This window comes from Pseudomonas sp. S2_B07 (genome assembly GCF_054668435.1).
Map to the genome: position 1 here is coordinate 3318323 of NZ_CP162769.1, position 20932 is coordinate 3339254.

The 20932-nt window shown below is 60.2% G+C and carries 18 protein-coding genes and 1 pseudogene; 9 read left to right on the top strand and 10 right to left on the bottom strand.

The window, feature by feature from the left end; genetic code table 11:
* Positions 1–89: 89 nt before the first annotated feature.
* From AB4N43_RS15240 to AB4N43_RS15265, 6 genes are all read right to left on the bottom strand, one after another.
* Complete coding sequence (locus AB4N43_RS15240) at positions 90–1376, bottom strand: OprD family porin (protein ID WP_027922206.1); 1287 nt, start codon at positions 1374–1376, stop codon at positions 90–92.
* Between the two features lie 229 nt (positions 1377–1605).
* The gene (locus tag AB4N43_RS15245) at positions 1606–2220 is read right to left on the bottom strand and encodes a DsbA family protein (protein WP_460151616.1); all 615 of its coding nucleotides are present in this window, start codon (positions 2218–2220) and stop codon (positions 1606–1608) included.
* Between the two features lie 214 nt (positions 2221–2434).
* Positions 2435–2647 carry an HAD family hydrolase gene (locus tag AB4N43_RS15250; protein ID WP_059181815.1) on the bottom strand — a complete coding sequence of 71 codons (213 nt, stop codon included), beginning with the start codon at positions 2645–2647 and terminating at the stop codon, positions 2435–2437.
* A gap of 245 nt (positions 2648–2892) precedes the next feature.
* Positions 2893–3999 carry an agmatine deiminase gene (gene aguA, locus AB4N43_RS15255; RefSeq protein ID WP_460151617.1) on the bottom strand — a complete coding sequence of 369 codons (1107 nt, stop codon included), beginning with the start codon at positions 3997–3999 and terminating at the stop codon, positions 2893–2895.
* Between the two features lie 5 nt (positions 4000–4004).
* Positions 4005–4883 (bottom strand): N-carbamoylputrescine amidase, encoded by an 879-nt coding sequence (gene aguB / locus AB4N43_RS15260; protein ID WP_027922209.1) that lies wholly within the window; start codon positions 4881–4883, stop codon positions 4005–4007.
* Between the two features lie 211 nt (positions 4884–5094).
* Complete coding sequence (locus AB4N43_RS15265) at positions 5095–8007, bottom strand: aminotransferase (protein WP_460151618.1); 2913 nt, start codon at positions 8005–8007, stop codon at positions 5095–5097.
* Positions 8008–8204: 197 nt separating this feature from the next.
* Here AB4N43_RS15265 and rfbC point away from each other — a divergent pair, with 197 nt between their 5' ends.
* The 4 genes and pseudogenes from rfbC (at position 8205) to AB4N43_RS15285 (ending at position 12545) form a co-directional block, all read left to right on the top strand.
* Entirely contained in the window at positions 8205–8750 is a 546-nt protein-coding gene (rfbC, locus tag AB4N43_RS15270) for a dTDP-4-dehydrorhamnose 3,5-epimerase (RefSeq protein ID WP_027922211.1), read from the top strand.
* Positions 8751–8853: 103 nt separating this feature from the next.
* Positions 8854–10662 carry a sensor histidine kinase gene (locus AB4N43_RS15275; protein WP_027922212.1) on the top strand — a complete coding sequence of 603 codons (1809 nt, stop codon included), beginning with the start codon at positions 8854–8856 and terminating at the stop codon, positions 10660–10662.
* A pseudogene (locus AB4N43_RS15280) lies at positions 10659–12049 on the top strand (sigma-54-dependent transcriptional regulator). The gene AB4N43_RS15275 and the pseudogene AB4N43_RS15280 overlap by 4 nt, the downstream one beginning before the upstream one ends.
* Before the next feature lie 40 nt (positions 12050–12089).
* Positions 12090–12545: a thioesterase domain-containing protein gene (locus AB4N43_RS15285; RefSeq protein ID WP_027922214.1), complete on the top strand. Its 456-nt coding sequence runs from the start codon at positions 12090–12092 to the stop codon at positions 12543–12545.
* 46 nt (positions 12546–12591) lie between these two features.
* On the opposite strand, the gene cysQ is transcribed toward AB4N43_RS15285, so the two are convergent.
* Together cysQ and nudE are read right to left on the bottom strand one after the other, a co-directional pair.
* Positions 12592–13425 (bottom strand): 3'(2'),5'-bisphosphate nucleotidase CysQ, encoded by an 834-nt coding sequence (gene cysQ / locus AB4N43_RS15290; protein WP_032833437.1) that lies wholly within the window; start codon positions 13423–13425, stop codon positions 12592–12594.
* Positions 13422–13988 carry an ADP compounds hydrolase NudE gene (gene nudE / locus AB4N43_RS15295; protein ID WP_027922216.1) on the bottom strand — a complete coding sequence of 189 codons (567 nt, stop codon included), beginning with the start codon at positions 13986–13988 and terminating at the stop codon, positions 13422–13424. The genes cysQ and nudE overlap by 4 nt, the downstream gene beginning before the upstream one ends.
* A 90-nt stretch (positions 13989–14078) precedes the next feature.
* Between nudE and yrfG the strand changes: the two genes are divergently transcribed.
* Positions 14079–14741, top strand: a complete 663-nt coding sequence (gene yrfG / locus AB4N43_RS15300) for a GMP/IMP nucleotidase (protein WP_027922217.1) — start codon at positions 14079–14081, stop codon at positions 14739–14741.
* A gap of 100 nt (positions 14742–14841) precedes the next feature.
* On the opposite strand, the gene lysM is transcribed toward yrfG, so the two are convergent.
* Positions 14842–15282 carry a peptidoglycan-binding protein LysM gene (lysM, locus tag AB4N43_RS15305; protein WP_027922218.1) on the bottom strand — a complete coding sequence of 147 codons (441 nt, stop codon included), beginning with the start codon at positions 15280–15282 and terminating at the stop codon, positions 14842–14844.
* Positions 15283–15420: 138 nt separating this feature from the next.
* On the opposite strand from lysM, the gene AB4N43_RS15310 reads away from it, so the two are divergent.
* From AB4N43_RS15310 to AB4N43_RS15325, 4 genes are all read left to right on the top strand, one after another.
* The gene (locus AB4N43_RS15310) at positions 15421–16308 is read left to right on the top strand and encodes a LysR family transcriptional regulator (protein WP_027922219.1); all 888 of its coding nucleotides are present in this window, start codon (positions 15421–15423) and stop codon (positions 16306–16308) included.
* 92 nt (positions 16309–16400) lie between these two features.
* On the top strand, positions 16401–17240 hold the full coding sequence (fdhD, locus tag AB4N43_RS15315; RefSeq protein WP_027922220.1) for a formate dehydrogenase accessory sulfurtransferase FdhD: 840 nt from the start codon (positions 16401–16403) through the stop codon (positions 17238–17240).
* Positions 17237–19585, top strand: a complete 2349-nt coding sequence (locus tag AB4N43_RS15320; protein ID WP_027922221.1) for an FdhF/YdeP family oxidoreductase — start codon at positions 17237–17239, stop codon at positions 19583–19585. The genes fdhD and AB4N43_RS15320 overlap by 4 nt, the downstream gene beginning before the upstream one ends.
* A gap of 339 nt (positions 19586–19924) precedes the next feature.
* Complete coding sequence (locus AB4N43_RS15325; RefSeq protein WP_027922222.1) at positions 19925–20413, top strand: glycine zipper domain-containing protein; 489 nt, start codon at positions 19925–19927, stop codon at positions 20411–20413.
* A gap of 69 nt (positions 20414–20482) precedes the next feature.
* Here AB4N43_RS15325 and AB4N43_RS15330 read toward each other — a convergent pair whose 3' ends face one another.
* The gene (locus AB4N43_RS15330) at positions 20483–20902 is read right to left on the bottom strand and encodes an acyl-CoA thioesterase (protein WP_059181821.1); all 420 of its coding nucleotides are present in this window, start codon (positions 20900–20902) and stop codon (positions 20483–20485) included.
* Between the last annotated feature and the right edge of the window lie 30 nt (positions 20903–20932).

A 20932-nucleotide genomic window follows, 5' to 3' on the forward strand; every position in this document is an offset into this window, starting at 1 on the left:
CGGTTTTTAGCGCTTTTTAACCGTCACCAGGCAAAAAAATCCCCCGAGCCAGTCGAGGGATTTACGATTTTTTTACGCTTAATCGATCATCAGAAGACGTTGATCGGGTAATCCACGAACACACGCAGTTCGTTACCGCTGACGTTGTACTCGCTGGACTTCTGCGACACACGCAGCACCGAACTGCGCAGCTTCACGCTCAGGTCTTTGGCCGGGCCGCTTTGCACGACGTATTTGAACTGGTTGAAGATTTCGCGCTCGGTGCCGCCTTCGCTGGTGGACGTGGTGATGTTGTCACCGCGCACATACGCAACGTTGTACGTCAGACCCGGAACGCCGAACGCGCTGAAGTCCAGGCCGTAGCCCAACTGCCAGCTGCGTTCGTCTTCGGCGTTGAAGTCGGACCAGTAGGAGTTCGCCAGGTAGATGGTGTTGCCACCGTCGCCCACACGCCCTTGGTCTTTCTGGTAGCCGCCGTAGGCGTAGCCGAGGTTGCTGTCGCCCGTGCTGCGCTGGTGCGCGAGGGTGAACGAGTGCGGGCCGGTGACGAAGGTCGCGGCCAGGCTCCAGATCTTGTTGTCGTCGCCGGTGATACCGTTTTCGCGGACGTAGGCATCGTCCAGCTTGGTGCGGTAGCCGTTGAAGTCCAGGGTCAGGGACTGATCCTTGTCGATCGGGAAAATGTAGTTGGCATTCACGTATTGCTTCTTCAACACGTCTTCGACGTCGGAAGCGTACAGCGCGCCTTTGAATTGTTCGGTGAACTGGTAGCTACCGCCCAAGACGTTGATCGACTTCAGGCCACCGCTATCACGACCTTCAGCGCTTTTACGCGATTCGGCGGTGAAACGACCGGCGTCCAGCTGCAGGCCTTTGATCTCTTTGGACGTGATCAAGGTGCCAGTGTAGCTTTCTGGCAGCAGGCGCGAGTTGTCGTAATTCAACACCGGCAGGGCCGGCATCTGGTCGCCGTAGGTCAGCGTGGTGCTGGACAGGCGGAACTTGATCGCGGCGCCACCCTTGGACAGGTCGTCAGCCGGCTGGCCACTGTCGCCCTTTTTGAAGAAATCGATGCCTTGCGCGCCGCTACGGTCTTCGCTGCGCTCCAGATTGAGGGCGTACAGACCGAAAGCGTCGACTCCGACACCCACGGTGCCTTGGGTGAAGCCGGACGAGAACGTGCCGATGGCCGCTTGGCCCCACTCGGATTTATCCGGGTTGCCGTCTTTGTAATCACGATTGATGTAGGCGTTGCGCAACAGCACTTTGAGGCTGCTGTCTTCAACAAAACCCTTGGACTCGGCCTGGTCGTTAGCCATGGCCTGTGTAGCACTCAACATCCCCAGAGCGATCAGGCTGATTCGCTTGTTCAACATTTTGTTTTCCTTATTTCGGGTTGAAACGCGCTGTGTCGAACGGCTGAAACGGCGCTATCGCACTCTTTTTTCACCCCAAAACAAAAAGGTCCGCGCACGAAAAAATCGTGGCGGACCTTTTATTATTTTGTGAGTCGTGGCGGTTAGCCACAGGCGTTGGGCGGGATCCTAGTCGCGCCCACAATGCTGTGTCAATTTGATGAATTGACTATAGATAGACGAAAAACGTCTAAGCGAGCTGAGCCAGCGAGGCCGCAAACGCCTCGGGCTTGCCGAGCCAAGGGCTGACATCGACCAGCGTGAACTGGCCATTTCGCTCAAGCGCCAGTGTCGGAAAACCTTGTCCGCCGACCTTGGCCAACAGGGCGCGACTGTCTTTGATGTGCTGTTCGGTATTGGCACTGTGAAAGGCCGTTTCGAAGGCCAGGGGTTCCAGGCCGATCTCTGCTGCCAATTCAAGCAGCACCGATTGATCGGCGATGCGCCGACCTTCAACGTAATGCGCGGTCTGCAAACGCCCCAACAACTCAATCCCACGCCCGGCAATTTGCTCGGCTGCCAGCACGGCCGCAATTGGCGGAGCGGAATCGAACACCGCCGTTTCATCGCGCAGCAGACCTTCAAAATATGCTTCGCCAAAAGGCTGCCCGCTGTATTCGGCAATGCGTCGATCGTGAGGCATCACGTAATTGCGCAGTTGTGGTGAAACGGCTTTGCGGTTGGCGCCCGTCATCATGCCGCCACCGTGGGCGATTACCGGCAACACGCCTTGGGCTGCTTGCACCAATGGTTTGGCGCCATAGCACCAGCCGCACAACGGGTCATAAATGTAATGAAGGATCATCGAAAGGCTCAGGCAATAAAGTAGGAAAATTCACTGCCGGCAGACTAATCCTCAGGTGGTTGCGGAAAAACGCTGGAATGGCTTTCAGTCTGTTTCGTGGATCGGTCGAATAATGCCGGCCGACCTCTGACCTGGAGTAAGCCTGAAAAAACCATCGCCCATAAAAAAGCGCCGCCATCCCGGCAGCGCTTTATCAATCCTTTGTTTATTCTTCTTATCCTTCCATCACATCCCACAACGCTTCCAGTTCCGCTTCGCTGAACAAGCCAGCGGGGTAGCGCTCGATCATCATCCGGCGCGGATCAGGTTCACTGATCTGACGCGTTCCATTGGACTTGAACCACTGCGCAAGGACCTGGAGCGATTCGCTATTAATTGCCAGGGGATGCAACGCCCGCTCGCTCACTACGTTCATTTCGGCGTTCATTTCAGCGCTCTCTCCTGGTTCGTGAGCGGCTAACTTATCCAAGGTTTATGACAGAACATCGCAGTTCTCCCCCTCCCTGTTTCACGCGGTGACAGATACAAGAGCTGTGCCAATGTGTCTGTGCTGTCGACAAGCGGATACAAAAAAGCCCGCAGTCCATAAGGGCTGCGGGCTTTTCAGGGTGTGGGGAGGGTTAACCGTAGCTCAGCTGATTGTGCAATCGACTCAGGCTGTTACAACCCCACTCACTCCTTGTGCGGCGCGGGTTGCTGTTGAGTAAGGCAGTGAATGTTACCGCCTCCCAGTAACAGTTCCCGGCCTGGCACCATCACCACTTCGTGTTGCGGGAACAGGGTCTGCAAAATTTCCTTTGCCGGCTCGTCCAGCGGGTCATCGAAGCTTGGCGCGATGATGCCGCCGTTGACGATCAGGAAGTTCACGTAGGAACCCGCCAGACGAACGGTCGGATTTCGTTCCTGAGTGCCGTCCACCGGGTCGACGCCCGCGCACTCTTCTTCGGTCGCATACAGCGGACCCGGAATCGGCATCTTGTGCACCGTGAAAGGGCGACCTTTCGCGTCGGTGCTACTTTGCAGGACCTTCATGGCCGCCTGGCAGCGCGGGTAGTTCGGGTCTTGCGGGTCATCGGTCCAGGCCAGCAATACTTCACCCGGGCGCACGTAGCAGCAGAAGTTATCCACATGGCCGTCGGTTTCGTCGTTGAACAAACCGTCCGGCAACCAGATGATTTTATCCACAGCCAGATTCGCGCTGAGCACCGCTTCGATCTCTGCACGATCAAGGTGCGGATTGCGATTGCGGTTGAGCAGGCATTCTTCGGTGGTGATCAGGGTGCCTTCGCCATCGACGTGAATCGAACCGCCTTCGAGCACAAAGCCCTCGGTGCGGTAACGCTGGTTGCGCTCGATCTCGAGGATCTTGCCGCCGACCTGCGAGTCACGGTTCCATGGCGAATACAGGCCACCGTCGAAACCGCCCCACGAGTTGAAGTCCCAGTTCACGCCACGGACTTCGCCACGGTTGTTGATGACGAATGTCGGACCGGTGTCGCGCACCCACGCGTCATCGCTGGACATTTCCACCACACGAATATTCGGCACATCGAGGCGGGCGCGGGCGTTTTCGTACTGGCCTGCGGAAACCGCGACGGTCACCGGTTCGAAACGTGCGATGGCTTTGGCCACCGCCACGTGTGCGGCTTGCGCCGGTTTGCCACCCAGGCGCCAGTTGTCCGGGCGCTCGGGCCAAATCATCCAGGTCTGGGTTTGTGGCGCCCATTCGGCCGGCATGTAAAAGCCGTCGGCGCGAGGCGTGGTGTGCAAAGTGGTCATGAGAATCAGGACTCCAGGGAACCGTCGAGAGTTTTCAGTGCGCCGTACAGGTTCGGGCGACGATCACGGAACGAACCCCACGCGCTGCGAATGTGCTCCAGCTCGTCGAGGTCGAAAGTGTGCACAAGAATACCTTCTTCGGTTTTGTTGAGCTCCTGAACTTTTTCGCCGAACTGGTTGGCGATGAAGGAAGAGCCGTAGAAGGTAATGTCGTAGCCGTCCTGCTCTTCGTTGCCGATGCGGTTGCTGGCGATCAGCGGCATCAGGTTGGCGCCGGCATGGCCCTGTTGCACGCGCTGCCAGTGATCACGGGACGAGATGGTCTTGTCGTGCGGTTCGCTGCCGATGGCGGTCGGGTAGAACAGTATTTCCGCGCCTTGCAACGCCATGCTGCGGGCGCACTCCGGGAACCACTGGTCCCAGCAGATGCCCACGCCGATTTTCGCGTAACGGGTGTTCCACACTTTGAAACCGGTATCGCCCGGGTTGAAGTAGTACTTCTCATGGTAACCGGGGCCGTCCGGGATGTGGCTTTTACGATAAATCCCGAGGTTGGAGCCGTCGGCATCGATGATCGCGATGCTGTTGAAGCGCGCACGACCGGCCAATTCGTAGAAGCTGATCGGCAGCACCACTTGCAGCTCTTTGGCGACTTTCTGGAAGTGCTTGATCGCGACGTTGTCTTCAACGGCTGTGGCCAGTTGCAGGTAATCCGCGTTTGGCTTCTGGCAGAAGTAGGGGGCTTCGAACAGTTCCTGGATCAGGATGATCTGCGCGCCTTTGGCTGCCGCCTCACGAACCAGCTTCTCGGCGGTTTCGATATTGGCTTCAAGGTCCCAGGAACAGGCCATCTGGGTAGCGGCGACGGTAACGATACGGCTCATGAATCGGCTCCTGAGCAAAGGCTTGGGGTCGACTGTGGCATCGACCCGTGACAGAAATGGGAAGCGCTGGGCATGGATCGTCCACAGCGAGGCAGCGGTGACTTTATAGCCGATAAATATCGGCTTTAGAAGCCACCCACAAACCTTCTGTCATATTTTTTTGCTAAAAAGCCGATATCTATCGAATTAACACGCCTACAGGGTTATGGGTTTACAGGCCTTCCGCGAGCACCTTCGAGAGCATGTCGACGAAGAAATCCACGCTCTGGCGCGACGTCACCATCGGCGGTTTGATCTTCAGGACGTTAAGGAAATCACCGGTCGGCTGCATGAAAATCCCCAGCTCGCGCAGGCGATCACACAGCGCCGTGGTTTCTTCGGTTGCCGGTTCCAGCGTGTCGCGATTGCGGATCAGCTCGACGCCCAGATAAAACCCGGAACCGTGTACCGCGCCTACCAGCGGATGAATATCGATCAGCGCTTCCAGGCGCTCCTTGAAGTACCCGCCCACCACCTGAGCGTTGTCCCAGAGCTTTTCTTCTTCCATCACATCCAGCACCGCCATGCCGATCTGGCAACTGACCGGACTGCCGCCCGCCGACGAGAAGAAATAACCTTCGGCCTCCAGCGCTTCGGCAATTTCCCGACGGGTGATCACCGCGCCCAACGGCTGACCGTTACCCATGCCTTTGGCCATGGTGATGATGTCCGGGACCACACCCTGCTCTTCAAAACCCCAGAAGAAATGGCCCATGCGCCCGTAACCGACCTGCACTTCATCGGCGATGCATACACCGCCCTGGGCGCGGACCCTGGCGTAGACCTGCTGCAAATAGCCCGGTGGCAACGAGATTCCGCCGGCATTGCCGTACACCGGTTCACAAATGAAACCGGCCAGTTTGCGTCCTTGTGCAGCGACTTTTGCCAGGTTGTGTTCGACGCTGCGCACGTAGTCCGGCGCGCTGTCCGGGCCACGAAATTCCCCGCGATACGTGTTCGGCGCAACGACGGGATGCACCCAGTCCGGGCGGCTGCTCAAGGCCTTGGGGTTGTCGGCAATCGACGTCGACACCGCATCGGCGCCTACCGTCCAGCCGTGATAGGCCTCCAGCACGCTGAGCATGTCGCGCCCGCCGCTGTAGGCCCACGCCAGGCGAATGGCCAGGTCGTTGGCCTCGCTGCCGCTGTTGACCAGGAATACCCGGTCCATGGAGTCCGGCGCCAACTTCAGCAAACGCTCGGAAAACTCGGCGACCGCCGCATAATTGAAACGCGAGTTGGTGTTGAGCAGCGACCACTGACGACCGGCGACCGCCGCCATGCGCGGATGACCATGGCCGAGCACCGCGACGTTGTTGAGCATGTCGAGGTAGGAGCGGCCCTGCATGTCGATGAGGTGGTTGCGCCAGCCGCGCTCAATGCGCGGCGGATCGACGTAATAGTGCTTTTGGGTCCGGGCGAAACTGGCGCTGCGGCGTGCCAGCAGTGTCTGCGAATCCAGTTCTTCTTCAGCGTCACAGGCCAGCCCCAGCAATGCCGCTGGCGACGGGCACAAGGCTTGCCAGGCCAGGGCACGCGATGGCGTGCAAAACAGCGGCGCGTTGAACGCCGTGCCTCGGCACAACTGCACGATCAACGGCCCGCTGACCGAGCCCAGCACCTGGCCTTTGACCAGCGCCGCGCCGACGTGCAGCGACGGGGTCACGCCCCACAGTCGTACGCTCAGTTGCGGACCGTCGAGTTGCAGTACACCCGCCGAGGGCTGATGAACCACACCGGCAAACGGCGATTCGACTGCCGTGCCGTGGGGCACTCGCAATTCGACGTGCAACGGGCAGGTGTCCGGCTCGTCCGCCGTGTCTGGCCGGGTTCGCGACAACCGGTATTGTCCATAGCGACTGGCCGCCAGGCCGTGGGTCGCAGCAGCTTCCGTCAGGAGTCGCTGATCGATGCCTTCTTGCTCCCAGTTGCCCGCCTCGAAATGCGGGCTGAGGACGCCCAGATCGATCAGCGCAAACTCGCGCCCCACCAGGCTTGGCAACAACGGTGCAAACCCTTCGCTGCCGATGCTCGGCAGACTCTGGCCAACACACGCCAGGATCGCCGCTTCCATCAGGTCCAGCGGCACCGAGGTGGCCACGCGGAAAATTTCCCACTCATGGGTCAGGTTGTCACGGCTGTATTGGTTGCCCGGATCAATGCTCACTTGCTGCTCGCCACTGAGCACCAGCACCGCCGCACGCGCGACGATCAGTGGCCAGAGCGCCAGCAGCTCTTCACGCTGCAAAGGATTGACCGCGTGATAGGCCTCGATGGCCGGCAAAATGTAGAACGGGTCGCCGTTGGCGTGGTGCAGCAGCGCGGCGCACGTCACCGAAAGATCGGTGATGCGCCAGGTGCGGACCAGGTCGCCGAAATCGATCACGCCCTGCAATTGCCACTGGCGTTGCGCATCGCGCTGCCAGACCACGTTGTCGTCCGTGATGTCCATGTGAATGGCCTGCACCGGCAACTTGTCCACCAGCGGTTGCAGATGACGCTCGGCGCGTTCGGCGGCCTCGGCGATCAACCGGCGTTGCGCGTCATCCTTGATCACCGGCAGCAGATGACCAATCAATGCGTTGGCGTGACGGGCGTCCCACTGCAACGTGCGCTCAAGGCCCGGATGGTCGAACGCCGCCAAGGCCAGGTCCATTTCGCCGCACAGTTGACCGAAACCCGCCACCACGGCACCCGGCAGGTGATCCAGATGGGTGAGCGACTGACCTTCGATGTAGTCGAGCAGGCGCACGTGCACCGATTGACCCGCGACATCCAGCGTGAGCAGATCAGCACCATTTTTGGCCGGGATCACTCGCGGCACCTTCACGCCGGACTGCTCCCGTAAATGCTTGAGCCCCGCGTGCTGGGCTTGCAGTTCCAGCGCCGAATACTCACCACGGCAGATTTTCAGGACGAAACGCCCCCGGTCGCTGTCGACGCGAAAGTTGAGATCCTGCTGGCTGCCCAGGGTCTGCAACGTTCCGCTCAGTCCGTAATGCCCTTCCAGCAGCTCTAACGCTTGCTGCGCAGACACTTGCGGGCTGGGCAAACTGGCGCGGTGAATCAACGTGGCGAGCGGCATACAACGACCCCTGAAATTTTATTAGGCGCTTATATCGCCACTGCCAGACGCGATACGCAACCCCCTTTTGATCGCCTGACCGGCCCTGACACTCGACATGACCAGTGAACGGGTCAGGAAAAATCAAGTCGTACTCGCCTCACTCGGCACTTTGCGCAAGAATGTCCCCCATCAACGCCCATTACTGGAGAAGCACCATGAATGTAGTCACCACCGACCTGCCCGGTGTTCTGATCATCGAACCCAAGGTTTTTGGTGACGAACGCGGCTTCTTCTATGAGAGCTTCAATGCCAAGGCCTTCGAAGAAGCGACGGGGCTGGACACACAGTTTGTCCAGGACAACCATTCCCGTTCGCAAAAAGGTGTACTGCGCGGCCTGCATTACCAACTGCAAAATACCCAGGGCAAACTGGTCCGCGTGACGGCCGGTGAAGTGCTGGATGTGGCGGTGGATATTCGTCGTAGCTCACCCCATTTCGGCAAATGGGTAGCGGTGCGTCTGTCCGCCGACAACCATCGCCAACTTTGGGTCCCGGAAGGTTTCGCCCACGGATTCGTGGTGCTGAGCGAGTTCGCCGAATTCCTCTACAAAACCACTGACTACTACACCCCCTCCGCCGAGCGCAGCATTCGCTGGGACGACCCGGACCTGGCGATCGATTGGCAACTGGAGGCAGCACCACAACTGTCCGGCAAAGACCAGGCAGCCGCGTTCTTCAAGGACGCTGAAGTCTTTTCCTGAAACCTGTCTGCATCTTCGTTGCAACCACGACTTGACCAAGGCGCGCAGACTGCGCCATCAAGCCTAGGCATAATGCGCCTGTACCCACAGGCGCCCGATGCTCATGACTCCGACCCTACCTCGCAGACCCCGCTGGCGCAGCCTCGCCCTGCTGGCGCTGTGCCTGGCGCCGCTGCTGTGGCCGCTGGAGCATTTGGCCGAGCGCTATTACCGCAGCGAATTGGCCGGGCAGAACCGTCAGACTCTCGACTTGTACGTCGCCAACCTGCTGGGCACGTTGCACCGTTATGAAGTCTTGCCGCAGATCCTCGGCGACCTGCCGGCGCTGCGCGCCGTACTTGGTGCGCCAGACGATAGCGTCACCCAGGGCAACGCCAACCGCTTGTTGAAAAACATCAGCACCCAAACGGGTGCCGAAGTCATGTACCTGATGGACACCCGTGGCAAGACACTGGCGGCGTCCAATTGGGACAAACACGACAGCTTCGTCGGGCGTAATTTTTCCTTCCGGCCTTATTTCAGCGAAGCCATGGCCGGGCGGCTGGGACGGTTTTTCGGCCTGGGCACGACCTCGGCCAAACGCGGCTACTTCTTCGCCGCGGCGGTACGCGAGGGCGAAAAAGTCATCGGCGTGCTGGTGGTCAAAGTCGACCTGGACCACACCGAAAGCCTCTGGGGCAAAACCCCGGAACAACTGCTGCTGACCGACCACAACGGCGTGGTCATTCTCACGTCGCGGCCGGAGTGGCGCTTTCGCTCGACTCGCCCGTTGAGCGATGAAGAAAACCAGGCCATTACCGCGATCCAACCGTATCCGACCCGCGATCCGAAGCCGCTGAATCTCAATCCCAATGCCTGGGTGACGCAGACCCAGCAGATCGCAGAAACCGGCTGGAACGTCAGCATCCTTGCCCCGCGCACCCTCATCGATCGCCCCGTGCGCACGGTGGTCGCCGTCGGCGGCGCAACATTGTTGGTGGTGATGCTGCTGCTCGGGCTGATGATGCAGCGCCGGCGCCATTACCTTGAAAGGATCGCCTTCGAAGCCAAGGCCCGGCGCGAACTCGAAGGCCGGGTCGCCGAGCGCACCAGCGATCTCGAAGGCCTCAACCGCCGATTGAAACAGGAAGTACTGGAGCGCGAGCATGCCCAGCAGGAACTGGTTCGCGCCCAGGATGATCTGGTCCAGGCCGGCAAATTGTCGGCACTCGGCACGATGTCGGCGAGCATCAGCCACGAACTCAATCAACCGCTGGCGGCGATTCGCAGCTATGCGGAAAACGCCGAAGTGCTGCTCGATCATCAACGCACTGACGATGCGCGTGGCAACCTCAAATTGATCAGCGAATTGACCGGGCGCATGGCCTCGATCATCGCTCACCTGCGCGCCTTCGCCCGCCGTGATCGGCACGCGCCGGAAAGCGTGGCCCTGCAACCGGCGCTGGATGACGCGCTGGCGTTGCTGGCCAAGCGCCGCCGCAGCATGGAAGTCGAATTGATCCGCGACTTGCCTGCCGCCACGCTGTGGGTCGAGGCCGGGGAAACCCGTCTGCGTCAGGTGCTCGGCAACCTGTTGGCCAACGCCCTCGATGCGCTGACCGAAAAAGGGCCGCCGCGTAAACTCTGGTTGAGTGCCCAATCCACCGCGGACGGCGTCACTTTGTACATTCGCGATAACGGTCCCGGCTTTTGCATGGAAGCCCTGGGACGTGCGAGCGAGCCCTTCTACACCACCAAGACCCGCACACAAGGGCTTGGGCTGGGGCTGGCGATTTGCGAAACCCTGATGCGTGCCTTCGGTGGTGAACTGTCGTTCGCCAACCACAAGGAAGGTGGCGCCCTGATTACCCTGAAACTGCGCGCTGGCGCACCGGGCGTGAGCCTGCAACCGTCCGAGGACCGAAGTGCATGACCATCGAGAATCGCATTCAGGTCGTGTTGATCGACGACGATCCCCACCTGCGTCAGGCCTTGAGTCAGACGCTGGACCTGGCCGGCCTGAAAATCCTGCCGCTGGCCGAAGCCAAAGGCCTGGCCGCACAACTGGAGCGCGACTGGCCGGGCGTGGTAGTCAGCGACATTCGCATGCCGGGCATGGACGGTCTCGAATTGCTGACCGAACTGCATGCCCAGGACCCGGAGCTGCCGGTGCTGCTGATCACCGGCCACGGCGATGTGCCGCTGGCGGTGCAAGCCATGCGCGCCGGGGCTTATGACTTCCTCGAAAAACCGTTCGCCAGCGACGCCCTGCTCGACAGCGTGCGCCGCGCCCTGGCCTTGCGCCGGTTGGTGCTGGATAACCGCAGCCTGCGTCTGGCCCTGAGTGATCGCAATGAACTGAGCACTCGACTGGTCGGGCAATCGGCGCCGATGCTGCGCCTGCGTGAGCAGATTGGCGCACTGGCCGCGACCAAGGCTGACGTGTTGATCCTCGGTGAAACCGGCGCGGGTAAAGAAGTCGTGGCCCGTGCGCTGCACGATTTGTCGAACCGTCGTAACGGTCCGTTCGTGGCGATCAACGCTGGCGCACTGGCCGAGTCGGTGGTGGAAAGCGAGTTGTTCGGCCATGAGCCGGGGGCGTTCACCGGCGCGCAAAAACGTCGCATCGGCAAGTTCGAATTCGCCAACGGCGGCACGCTGTTTCTCGATGAAATCGAAAGCATGAGCCTGGACGTGCAGGTGAAATTGCTGCGCTTGCTGCAAGAGCGCGTCGTCGAGCGTTTGGGCGGCAATCAGTTGATCCCGCTGGACATCCGCATCATCGCCGCGACCAAGGAAGACCTGCGCCAGTCCGCCGATCAAGGACGTTTCCGCGCTGACTTGTATTACCGCCTGAACGTCGCACCGCTACGCATTCCCCCCTGCGCGAGCGTGGCGAGGATGCGTTGATGTTGTTCCAGCATTTCGCCGACGAAGCCAGCGCCCGCCACGGTTTACCGCCCCATGAATTGCAACCGGGGCAACGCGCCCTGTTGCTGCGCCACACCTGGCCCGGCAATGTACGGGAGCTGCAAAACGCCGCCGAACGCTTTGCACTGGGCCTGGAACTGGCGCTGGACAACAACACGCCGGATGGCGCAAGCAGTACACCGGTCGAAGGGGTCAGCGGCGGTTTGAGCGAGCAAGTGGAAAATTTCGAAAAGAGCCTGATCGCCGCCGAACTGGCGCGCTCTCACAGCTCCGTGCGCAGCCTCGCCGAAGCGCTAGGCATCCCGCGCAAAACCTTGCACGACAAGCTGCGCAAACACGGGCTGAACTTCGCGGGTGGCGCCAGCGGTACCAGCGACGATCTCGATTGAGCGACCGTTAAATCATCACTTTCAAACAAGAGGCCTGTGCATGAACCGCGACAGTCGTCACCTGGAATCGATTCTCCATCACGACATCCCCCTGACGCAGGCGATGGGCGTCAAAGTGCTCGACTGGCACGACCAGCAACTGCGCCTGTACTTGCCGCTGGAAGCCAACGTCAACCACAAAAGCACCATGTTCGGCGGCAGCCTGTATTGCGGCGCGGTGTTGGCGGGTTGGGGCTGGCTGCATTTGCGCTTGCGCGAGGAAGGGATTGAAGACGGGCACATCGTGATTCAGGAAGGGCAGATCAACTATCCACTGCCGGTGACCATGGACGCGACGGCAATTTGCCAGGCGCCGAGTGCGGCGGTGTGGAAGAAGTTTCTGGCGATGTATCAGCGCTATGGGCGGGCGCGGTTGACGCTTCATTCAAGGATCGTGAATGTCGACAGCGATGAGGATGCGGTGAGGTTTACCGGGCAGTACGTCCTCCACCGCTGAGTAGAGGCCAGCACAAAACCCTGTAGGAACGAGCCCTTACCCGCGGTCAGGAACGGGCGAGCTCCAGCAGCTTTTCGCGCCACGCAGCCTTCGCCGGCAGCGCCAAAAAGAATGCATTCAACAACGATTCCCGCGCCGGATAGCAAAACGGCGCACCGCTCAAATCCAGCACCTCACCGCCGGCGCCTTCCAGCACGCCTTGCGCCGCGGCCGTGTCCCACTGCGACGTCGGTGCCAGGCGCGGATAACAATCCGCCGCCCCTTCCGCCAACAGGCAAAACTTCAGCGAACTGCCAATGTTGGCCAATTGCAATTCACCCAGGCTATCGCTCAACCCGGCCAGCAAGCGCTCCTGCTCCGGGCTCGAATGCCGGCGGCTGGCGACCACGGTAAACGCTTCCCCCGCCGCAGGCACTTCGCGAACCTGGATCGGCAATGGCGAGCTGCCCTTGTCGCCACGCCAGGCGCCCAAACCGGCACCACCGACGTAAAAGCGGCCGTTGGTCGGCATCGACACCACGCCAAACACCACCTGTCCCCGCTCGATCAACGCAATGTTGACGGTGAACTCCTCACTGCCGGAAATGAATTCCTTGGTGCCGTCCAACGGGTCGACCAGCCACCAGCGATGCCAACTAGCGCGCACGCTTTGCGGGATGTTGGCGTCCTCTTCGGACAGCACCGGAATGCTGGGGTCCAACGCGGTCAACCCGGCCAGAATCAAGTGGTGAGCTGCCAGATCGGCAGCGGTCACCGGAGAATCGTCAGCCTTGGCCGTCACGGCGGTACCGGTGCGCCAGAACGGCAAAATCGCGTCGCCCGCCTTCAACGCCAGCTCAACCACAGGCGCCATCAACGGATGGGGGAAACTCAAATTCATGGCAAAAACACCCCACGCTGGGTCAGTAAGTCACGGGCCAGATACAGCGCCGCCAAGGCACGACCCTCAGTGAAACGCGGGTTCTGAGCCAGCGCGGACAACTCGCGCAAGTTGATCCTTTCCACGCCCATTGGCTCGGGCTCGTCACCCTCAAGGCTTTCTTCATACAGATCGGTGGCCAGCACCACCTGGATCTTCTGGCTCATGTAACCGGGCGACAGCGACAACTCGGTCAGATGCTCCAGCTGCCGCGCGCCATACCCGGCTTCTTCCTTGAGCTCTCGCTCGGCCGCCGCCAGCACGTCTTCACCCGGCTCGACCAAGCCTTTGGGCAATGACAGCTCGTATTCATCGGTGCCGCCGCAATATTCCTCGACCAATACCGCGTGATCGGCATCGAGCATCGCCACGATCATCACCGCGCCATAACCCGCGCCCTTGCCGACCAAACGCTCGTAGGTGCGCTCCACGCCATTGGAAAAGCGCAGTTTGAGCTCTTCGACACAAAACAAACGGCTGGTGGCGACTATCTCGCGGGCGAGTACGGTGGGTTTCTGGCGCATGAAAAGCTCCTGGGCGTGAACGCGTTACTATACCCGGCCTATCCTGATTGTTGACTTCGGATATCTCTTTTAACGCTGGAGAAGTTTTTTATGTCCCTGCTGCCCTGGCGCGACATCGACACCGTTCTGCTGGACATGGACGGCACGCTGCTGGACCTGCATTACGACAACCATTTCTGGATGGAGCACTTGCCACAGCGTTACGCCGAGTTGCACGGGGTGAGCCGGGCCATGGCCGAGATGGAATTGCAGCCGCTGTTCGAACGCAATGCCGGCCAGTTGCAGTGGTACTGCCTGGATTTCTGGAGCGCCGAATTGAAACTGCCGGTGCGCGAACTGAAACTGGAAACCGCGCACCTGATCGCCTTGCGCCCGGATGCGGATACGTTTCTGGCGGCGATCAAACAAGCAGGCAAGCGGGTGGTGATGATCACCAATGCGCACCGCGATTCGCTGTCATTGAAGCTGGAAAGGATTGAACTGGCGCCGTATTTCGAGCGATTGATCAGCTCGCATGATTACGGGTTTCCCAAGGAGAATCCGCAGTTCTGGGAGGCGTTGCAGGCCGACATCGGCTTCGACCCCACGCGCAGTCTGTTTATCGACGATACGCTGCCGATCCTGCGCAGTGCCCGCCGTTTTGGCGTAGCGCACCTGTTGGCGGTGAGTGAGCCGGACAGTCGAAAAGGGGCCAAGGACACGGCGGAGTTTGCGGCGGTGGGGGATTATCGAGAGCTTATTGCAGGGCTTTAGACCTTATCGACTGCATCGCGGGCAAGCCACGCGCCCACAGAAGATACAAAACCTGTGGGAGCGTGACTTGCCCGCAATGGCCATCACACGGTCTTGAGGATTACTCAGGAATCCGCAATGTTTGCCCCGGATAGATCTTGTTCACATCCTTGAGCATCGGCTTGTTGGCCTCAAAGATTTTCTGATACTTGTTGGCGTCATGGTAAACGCGTAACGAAATCGCACTTAAGGTATCGCCCTTCTCAACCACGACGAATCGCGCGGCCACAGCCACCGGGCCGGTCACTGTGATCTGGTCATCCACGCTGCCCACGCCGGCAATATTGCCCACCGCCAGCAGAATTTTTTCCTTCTCTTCCTGACTGCCGACTTCCCCGGTCACGGTCACTTTGTCGCCATCCACCGTGGCCTGCACATTCGGGTTACCCAAGCCGACCTTGCTGATGTGCTCCTTCAACTGTTCGCTGGCATTGGCGTTGCCGGGGGTCAGCAAATCGAGCAGTTTTTCGCCTGCTTCTTTCACAAAGCTCAATAGACTCATGGTGCACTCTCCTTAGGTTTCAGGTTCCAGACGCAAAAGACTAGACCAAGCTTGTCATCCCCGGTTCCAACCCGACCAATGACGTTGATCCGGCGCAAGCGCTAGAATCCCCCTCCTTCACCGCGCCCTGGAGCGAAGATGGACATCAAGCAGCTCAAATTCCTCATCGCCCTCGACGAAACCCGGCACTTCGGCCAGGCCGCTGCGCGCTGCCACATCACCCAGCCGACCCTGTCCATGCGCTTGCGCAGTCTCGAAGAAGAACTTGATTTGCCGCTGGTCAATCGCGGTCAGCGCTTTGAAGGTTTCACGGCACCAGGTGAACGGGTGCTGGCGTGGGCGCGCACGGTTTTGGCCGCTTACGACGGTTTGCAGGCCGAAGCCGCGGCGTGTCGCGGCAATCTGGTCGGTACGTTGCGGTTGGGTGTGGTGCCGTTGTCGAGTTTCGATCCGCTGCCCTTGATGCAACGCCTGCATGCCGAACACCCGAACCTGCGTTTCGAACTCTCGGCGCTCAGCTCCGAGCAAATCCTCGAACAACTGGCGAACAACCGTCTCGACCTTGGCGTGTCCTATCTGGAACGCCTGGACGGCGAGCGTTTCGATTCGCTGGCCTTCAGCGAAACCCGCATGGGCCTGCTCTACGATCGTCGTTTCTTCAGTTTCGGCGAAGCGCCGCTCACATGGGAATCGCTGATCGAGTTGCCCCTGGGCATGCTCACCAGCGGCATGCACTTTCGTCAGTCCATCGACCACAACTTCCACAGCCGCGGCCTCACACCCCAACCCCTGCTGCAAACCGATGCCGTCCACCAATTGTTACAAGCGGTGCACGGTGGCCTTTGCTGCGCGGTGATGCCGTTGGACGGTGGCCTGGAAAACCTCACCGATCACTTGCGCCTGCAACCCATCGAAAAAGCGCAAACCCTCGCCCGGCTGGGGCTGATCATGCGTCGAAGCGCGCCGCGTTCGGCCTTGGCGGAAGCCTGTTTCGCGATCTATCAGAAATCACCGACCGACTCTTGATCGACGTCATCTATCGGTAGATCAGTAATAGCGATTAGACGCAACCTATTGACGCGCCTAGGCTTAAGCCTGACCCAACCGTCGGTGATGCCATGAACGCCAAGCGCCCTTCCTGCGCGGCGCCAGCCCTAGAAACGCCCGCGCCAGACGCAAGCCAGACCTACAGCTATAGCGACCTCCAATACACCGAATCAGCCAGCACCGCGCTCGCTGAGGAAGTGGCGTTGGCGATCGCCTACAACGGCATCAGTCAGGCGGTGATGCTGGTCACGCCGACTGACCTTGAAGACTTCATCGTCGGATTCAGCCTGGGCAGCGGCATCATCGAAGACGCCACCGACATCTATGACCTGCAACTCAGCGGCTCGGGGTCGGCGCAGTACGCGCAAGTGACCATCGCCAATCGCGCCTTCTGGAACCTCAAGCAGCAGCGTCGACAACTGGCCGGCACCAGCGGTTGCGGGCTGTGTGGTGTGGAAGCGGTCGAACAGGCATTGCCCGACCTCAAGGTATTGCCGGGCGCGCCACTGCCGCCCGCCGAATGGCTCGACGGCCTGCGCCAGCGCATCGGCGCCTTCCAGCCGCTCGGTCAGCACTGCGGTGCGGTGCACGCGGCGGTGTTCATGAACGGTCAAGGCGAATTGCTACTGGGCCGTGAAGACATCGGCCGCCATAACGCCCTCGACAAGCTGATTGGCGGACTGATCCGCCAGAAAATCCCGACCACTGGCGGCCTGGCGATTGTCACCAGCCGCTGCAGCCTCGAATTGATCCAGAAAGTATTACGCGCCGGCATCCAGACCCTGGTCAGCCTGTCGTCGCCCACGGGCCTTGCCGTGCAATGGGCCCGTCGTCACAACCTCAACCTCATCCATCTGCCCCAGAAGAATGCGCCACGGGTCTACAGCCCGGCTTTGGAGAATCAAGCGTGAGTCAACACCGTCAAGCCGACCAGACACCTGTTCCTCGTTACAAGCCTTACAAAGGTCCGGCCGGTGGTTGGGGCGCGCTGGCCAGCGTTGCCCGGGCCTGGTTAACCAGCGACAACGCGCTGAAAAACCTGCGCATGATGCTCAAGACCAACAAGAACGGTGGGTTCGACTGCCCGGGTTGCGCCTGGGGCGATTCCAAGGAAGCCGGCATGGTGGCGTTCTGCGAGAACGGCGCCAAAGCGGTGAACTGGGAAGCGACCAAACGCCGTGTCGATGGTGCGTTTTTCGCCAAGCACAGCGTCAGTTCGTTGCTGGAACAAAGTGATTACTGGCTCGAGTACCAGGGCCGTTTGACCGAGCCGATGTGCTACGACGCCGACACCGATCGCTACAAGCCGATCAGTTGGGAAGCCGCGTTCGCCTTGATCGCCAAGCATTTGCAGGGCCTGTCGAGCCCGAACCAGGCCGAGTTCTACACCTCGGGCCGCGCCAGCAACGAAGCGGCGTACCTCTATCAATTGTTCGTGCGCACTTACGGCACCAACAACTTCCCCGACTGCTCGAACATGTGCCACGAGGCCAGCGGTGTGGCATTGGCGCAGAGCGTTGGCGTCGGCAAAGGCACCGTGACCTTCGACGACTTCGAACATGCCGATGCAATTTTCGTCTGGGGCCAGAACCCCGGCACCAACCACCCGCGTATGCTCGAACCACTGCGCGAAGCGGTGAAACGCGGTGCGCAGGTGGTGTGTATCAACCCGCTCAAAGAGCGCGGCCTGGAGCGCTTCCAGCATCCGCAACACCCGATCGAAATGCTCACCAACGGCGACAAACCAACCAATACCGCGTACTTCCGTCCGGCATTGGGCGGCGATATGGCAATCATGCGCGGCATGGCGAAGTTTCTGCTGCAGTGGGAACGCGATGCGCAGAAGGCCGGTGAGCCTGCAGTGTTCGACCACGACTTCCTCAACGAACACAGCGCCAATGTCCTGGAATACCTGGCCGCCGTCGACGATACGCCGTGGGAGCAGATCGTCGAACAGTCCGGCCTGCCCCTGGTGGAGATCGAGCAAGCGGCGCGTATGTACGTCAAGGCCAAGAACGTGATCATGTGCTGGGCGATGGGCATCACCCAGCACCGCCATTCGGTGGCGACCATCCAGGAAATCGCCAACCTGATGCTGCTGCGCGGCAACATCGGCCGACCGGGCGCCGGTCTGTGCCCGGTGCGTGGCCACAGTAACGTGCAGGGCGACCGGACCATGGGCATCAACGAGCGTCCGCCGGTGGCGTTCCTCGATTCGCTGGAGCGTCGCTTCCGATTCAAGGTGCCGCGTGACAATGGCCACAACGTCGTCGAAGCGATTCACGCCATGGCCGACGGTCGCTCCAAAGTGTTCATCGGCCTGGGTGGCAACTTCGCCCAGGCCACGCCGGACAGCTCGCGCACTTTCCAGGCATTGAGCAATTGCGACCTGACCGTGCAAATCAGCACCAAGCTTAACCGCAGCCATTTGGCCCACGGCAAAGAGGCGCTGATCCTGCCGTGCCTGGGCCGTACCGACATCGACATCCAGACCGAAGGCCCGCAAGCGGTGACCGTGGAAGACTCGTTCAGCATGGTCCACGCCTCCAACGGCCAGTTGCAGGCGCTGTCGAACCAGATGCGCTCGGAGCCGTCGATCATTGCCGGCATCGCCGCCGCCACGCTGGGCAGCAAACCGGTGGACTGGAACTGGCTGGTGGCCGATTACGACCGTATCCGCGACCTGATCGCCGACACGATCCCGGGCTTCCGGGACTTCAACGAGAAGATCAAGAATCCGGGCGGTTTCTACCTCGGCAACAGTGCCGGTGCACGCAAGTGGAATACCCCGTCGGGGCGCGCGAATTTCCGTCCAAACGTCTTGCCCAAAGACCTGGTGCACGAACGCACCCGCGCGACGGGCGTGTTGCCGGATCTGATCATGCAGTCGATGCGTTCCCACGATCAGTACAACACCACGATTTATGGTCTTGATGACCGTTACCGTGGCGTAAAGGGTCAGCGCGATGTGTTGTTTGTGAACGAAGCCGACATCATTCGCCTGGGTTTCAAGCCGGGGCAGAAGGCTGACATCGTTTCGATCTGGGATGACGGGCGTGAGCGGCGCGTGAAGGGTTTCACGTTGTTGGCGTTTGATATTCCGGCGGGGCAAGCGGCCGCTTACTACCCGGAAGTGAACCCGCTAGTGCCGCTGGAAAGCATCGGGGATGGCAGCCATACGCCAACGTCGAAGTTTGTGGCGATCCGGTTGGAAATGGCGAGTGAGACTGGATTGATCTTGGCCAAGTCGGCTTAACGTTTCGTCTGTTCTACCGCTATCGCGAGCAGGCTCACTTCTACAGGGGAATTTGTGTTCAACACAGATCCATCGCAGGATGTGAGCCTGCTCGCGGTGGCGATCTCAAACTAAATACATATTCCGGACCAACCACTTTCCAATCGCCCACAAAAAAGGCCGTTTCTATAAAGAAACGGCCTGCCCGAAGTAACTAAAGACCGGCGAAAAACAGTTAAGTTCCGTCTAAAAAACAGTAACTTATAGAAATGTGCTGAAGTCGTGTTACTCGTCGGATTTCGATTGTCACCGCCCCGACACAGCCTCAGGATCGCGCCGTCATCCCCTTGAGGTTCCTCCATGAAGTTCTCCTCGATTCTCTTGTTGTCCCTTGGCTTGTTCAGTGGCCTTGCTTCTGCTGGCGGCACCACCGAAGCAGGTGTGGGCGGCGCATTGGGCGGGGTTCTTGGCTCGGTCGTCGGTCAATCGCTGGGCGGTAATACTGGTTCCACCATCGGCGCGGCGCTGGGCGGCGCGGGTGGTAGCGCCGTCGGCGCAAACAAACACAGCCGTGGCGAAGCCGCCATCGGTGGTGCGCTGGGCGCAGCAGGCGGTAACGTGGTCGGCCGCAGCATGGGCGGCACCACCGGCAGCCTGATCGGCTCCGCAGCAGGTGGCGGCGCCGGTGGCGCGCTGGGTAACTACATGGGCAACAAATACGATGATGAGGGCGACAACGATAGTCGCTCCTATCGTGGTCATGGTGATCGTGGCTACTACCGTGACGGCCACCCAGGCCGCGGTCATGCCTATGGCCACCGTAAGCATCACCATCGCTATCGCGACTGAGGCTTCCATCGCCTCGTTGGCCGGTACATAAAAATCGCAGCCATAGGGCTGCGATTTTTTTTGCCTGGTTTACACCACCAGGCGCTCCAGCGCCTCACGCAATCCTGACGGAATCGATACAGGCTGAGTCGAAGCACGATCGACAAACACGTGCACGAAGCGCCCGGCCGCGCAGGCTTCGTCTTCCCCTTGCTTGAACACCGCCAATTCGTATTGCACTGAACTGTTGCCGAGCTTGCCGACCCGCAGGCCGATCTCGATCCGGTCCGGAAAGGCGATGGATGCAAAGTAATCGCACGCTGAACTCACGACAAAACCCACCACCTCGCCGTCATGGATATCCAGACCACCGACGTCGATCAGGTAGGTGTTCACCGCCGTGTCGAAGAAGCTGTAGTAGGTGACGTTGTTGACGTGACCGTAAGCGTCGTTGTCGTGCCAGCGCGTGGTGATCGGCTGGAAGTGCGGATAGTCGGTGCGTTGGTTCATGCGCAGCTCTCGTCTGGAAGTGGCTGAAGT

Excerpts from the sequence above, each read along its gene's own strand:
- AB4N43_RS15240 (WP_027922206.1), bottom strand. The coding sequence starts at position 1,376 with ATGTTGAACAAGCGAATCAGCCTGATCGCTCTGGGGATGTTGAGTGCT.
- AB4N43_RS15245 (WP_460151616.1), bottom strand. The coding sequence starts at position 2,220 with ATGATCCTTCATTACATTTATGACCCGTTGTGCGGCTGGTGCTATGGC.
- AB4N43_RS15250 (WP_059181815.1), bottom strand. The coding sequence starts at position 2,647 with ATGAACGCCGAAATGAACGTAGTGAGCGAGCGGGCGTTGCATCCCCTG.
- aguA (WP_460151617.1), bottom strand. The coding sequence starts at position 3,999 with ATGACCACTTTGCACACCACGCCTCGCGCCGACGGCTTTTACATGCCG.
- aguB (WP_027922209.1), bottom strand. The coding sequence starts at position 4,883 with ATGAGCCGTATCGTTACCGTCGCCGCTACCCAGATGGCCTGTTCCTGG.
- AB4N43_RS15265 (WP_460151618.1), bottom strand. The coding sequence starts at position 8,007 with ATGCCGCTCGCCACGTTGATTCACCGCGCCAGTTTGCCCAGCCCGCAA.
- rfbC (WP_027922211.1), top strand. The coding sequence starts at position 8,205 with ATGAATGTAGTCACCACCGACCTGCCCGGTGTTCTGATCATCGAACCC.
- AB4N43_RS15275 (WP_027922212.1), top strand. The coding sequence starts at position 8,854 with ATGACTCCGACCCTACCTCGCAGACCCCGCTGGCGCAGCCTCGCCCTG.
- AB4N43_RS15285 (WP_027922214.1), top strand. The coding sequence starts at position 12,090 with ATGAACCGCGACAGTCGTCACCTGGAATCGATTCTCCATCACGACATC.
- cysQ (WP_032833437.1), bottom strand. The coding sequence starts at position 13,425 with ATGAATTTGAGTTTCCCCCATCCGTTGATGGCGCCTGTGGTTGAGCTG.
- nudE (WP_027922216.1), bottom strand. The coding sequence starts at position 13,988 with ATGCGCCAGAAACCCACCGTACTCGCCCGCGAGATAGTCGCCACCAGC.
- yrfG (WP_027922217.1), top strand. The coding sequence starts at position 14,079 with ATGTCCCTGCTGCCCTGGCGCGACATCGACACCGTTCTGCTGGACATG.
- lysM (WP_027922218.1), bottom strand. The coding sequence starts at position 15,282 with ATGAGTCTATTGAGCTTTGTGAAAGAAGCAGGCGAAAAACTGCTCGAT.
- AB4N43_RS15310 (WP_027922219.1), top strand. The coding sequence starts at position 15,421 with ATGGACATCAAGCAGCTCAAATTCCTCATCGCCCTCGACGAAACCCGG.
- fdhD (WP_027922220.1), top strand. The coding sequence starts at position 16,401 with ATGAACGCCAAGCGCCCTTCCTGCGCGGCGCCAGCCCTAGAAACGCCC.
- AB4N43_RS15325 (WP_027922222.1), top strand. The coding sequence starts at position 19,925 with ATGAAGTTCTCCTCGATTCTCTTGTTGTCCCTTGGCTTGTTCAGTGGC.
- AB4N43_RS15330 (WP_059181821.1), bottom strand. The coding sequence starts at position 20,902 with ATGAACCAACGCACCGACTATCCGCACTTCCAGCCGATCACCACGCGC.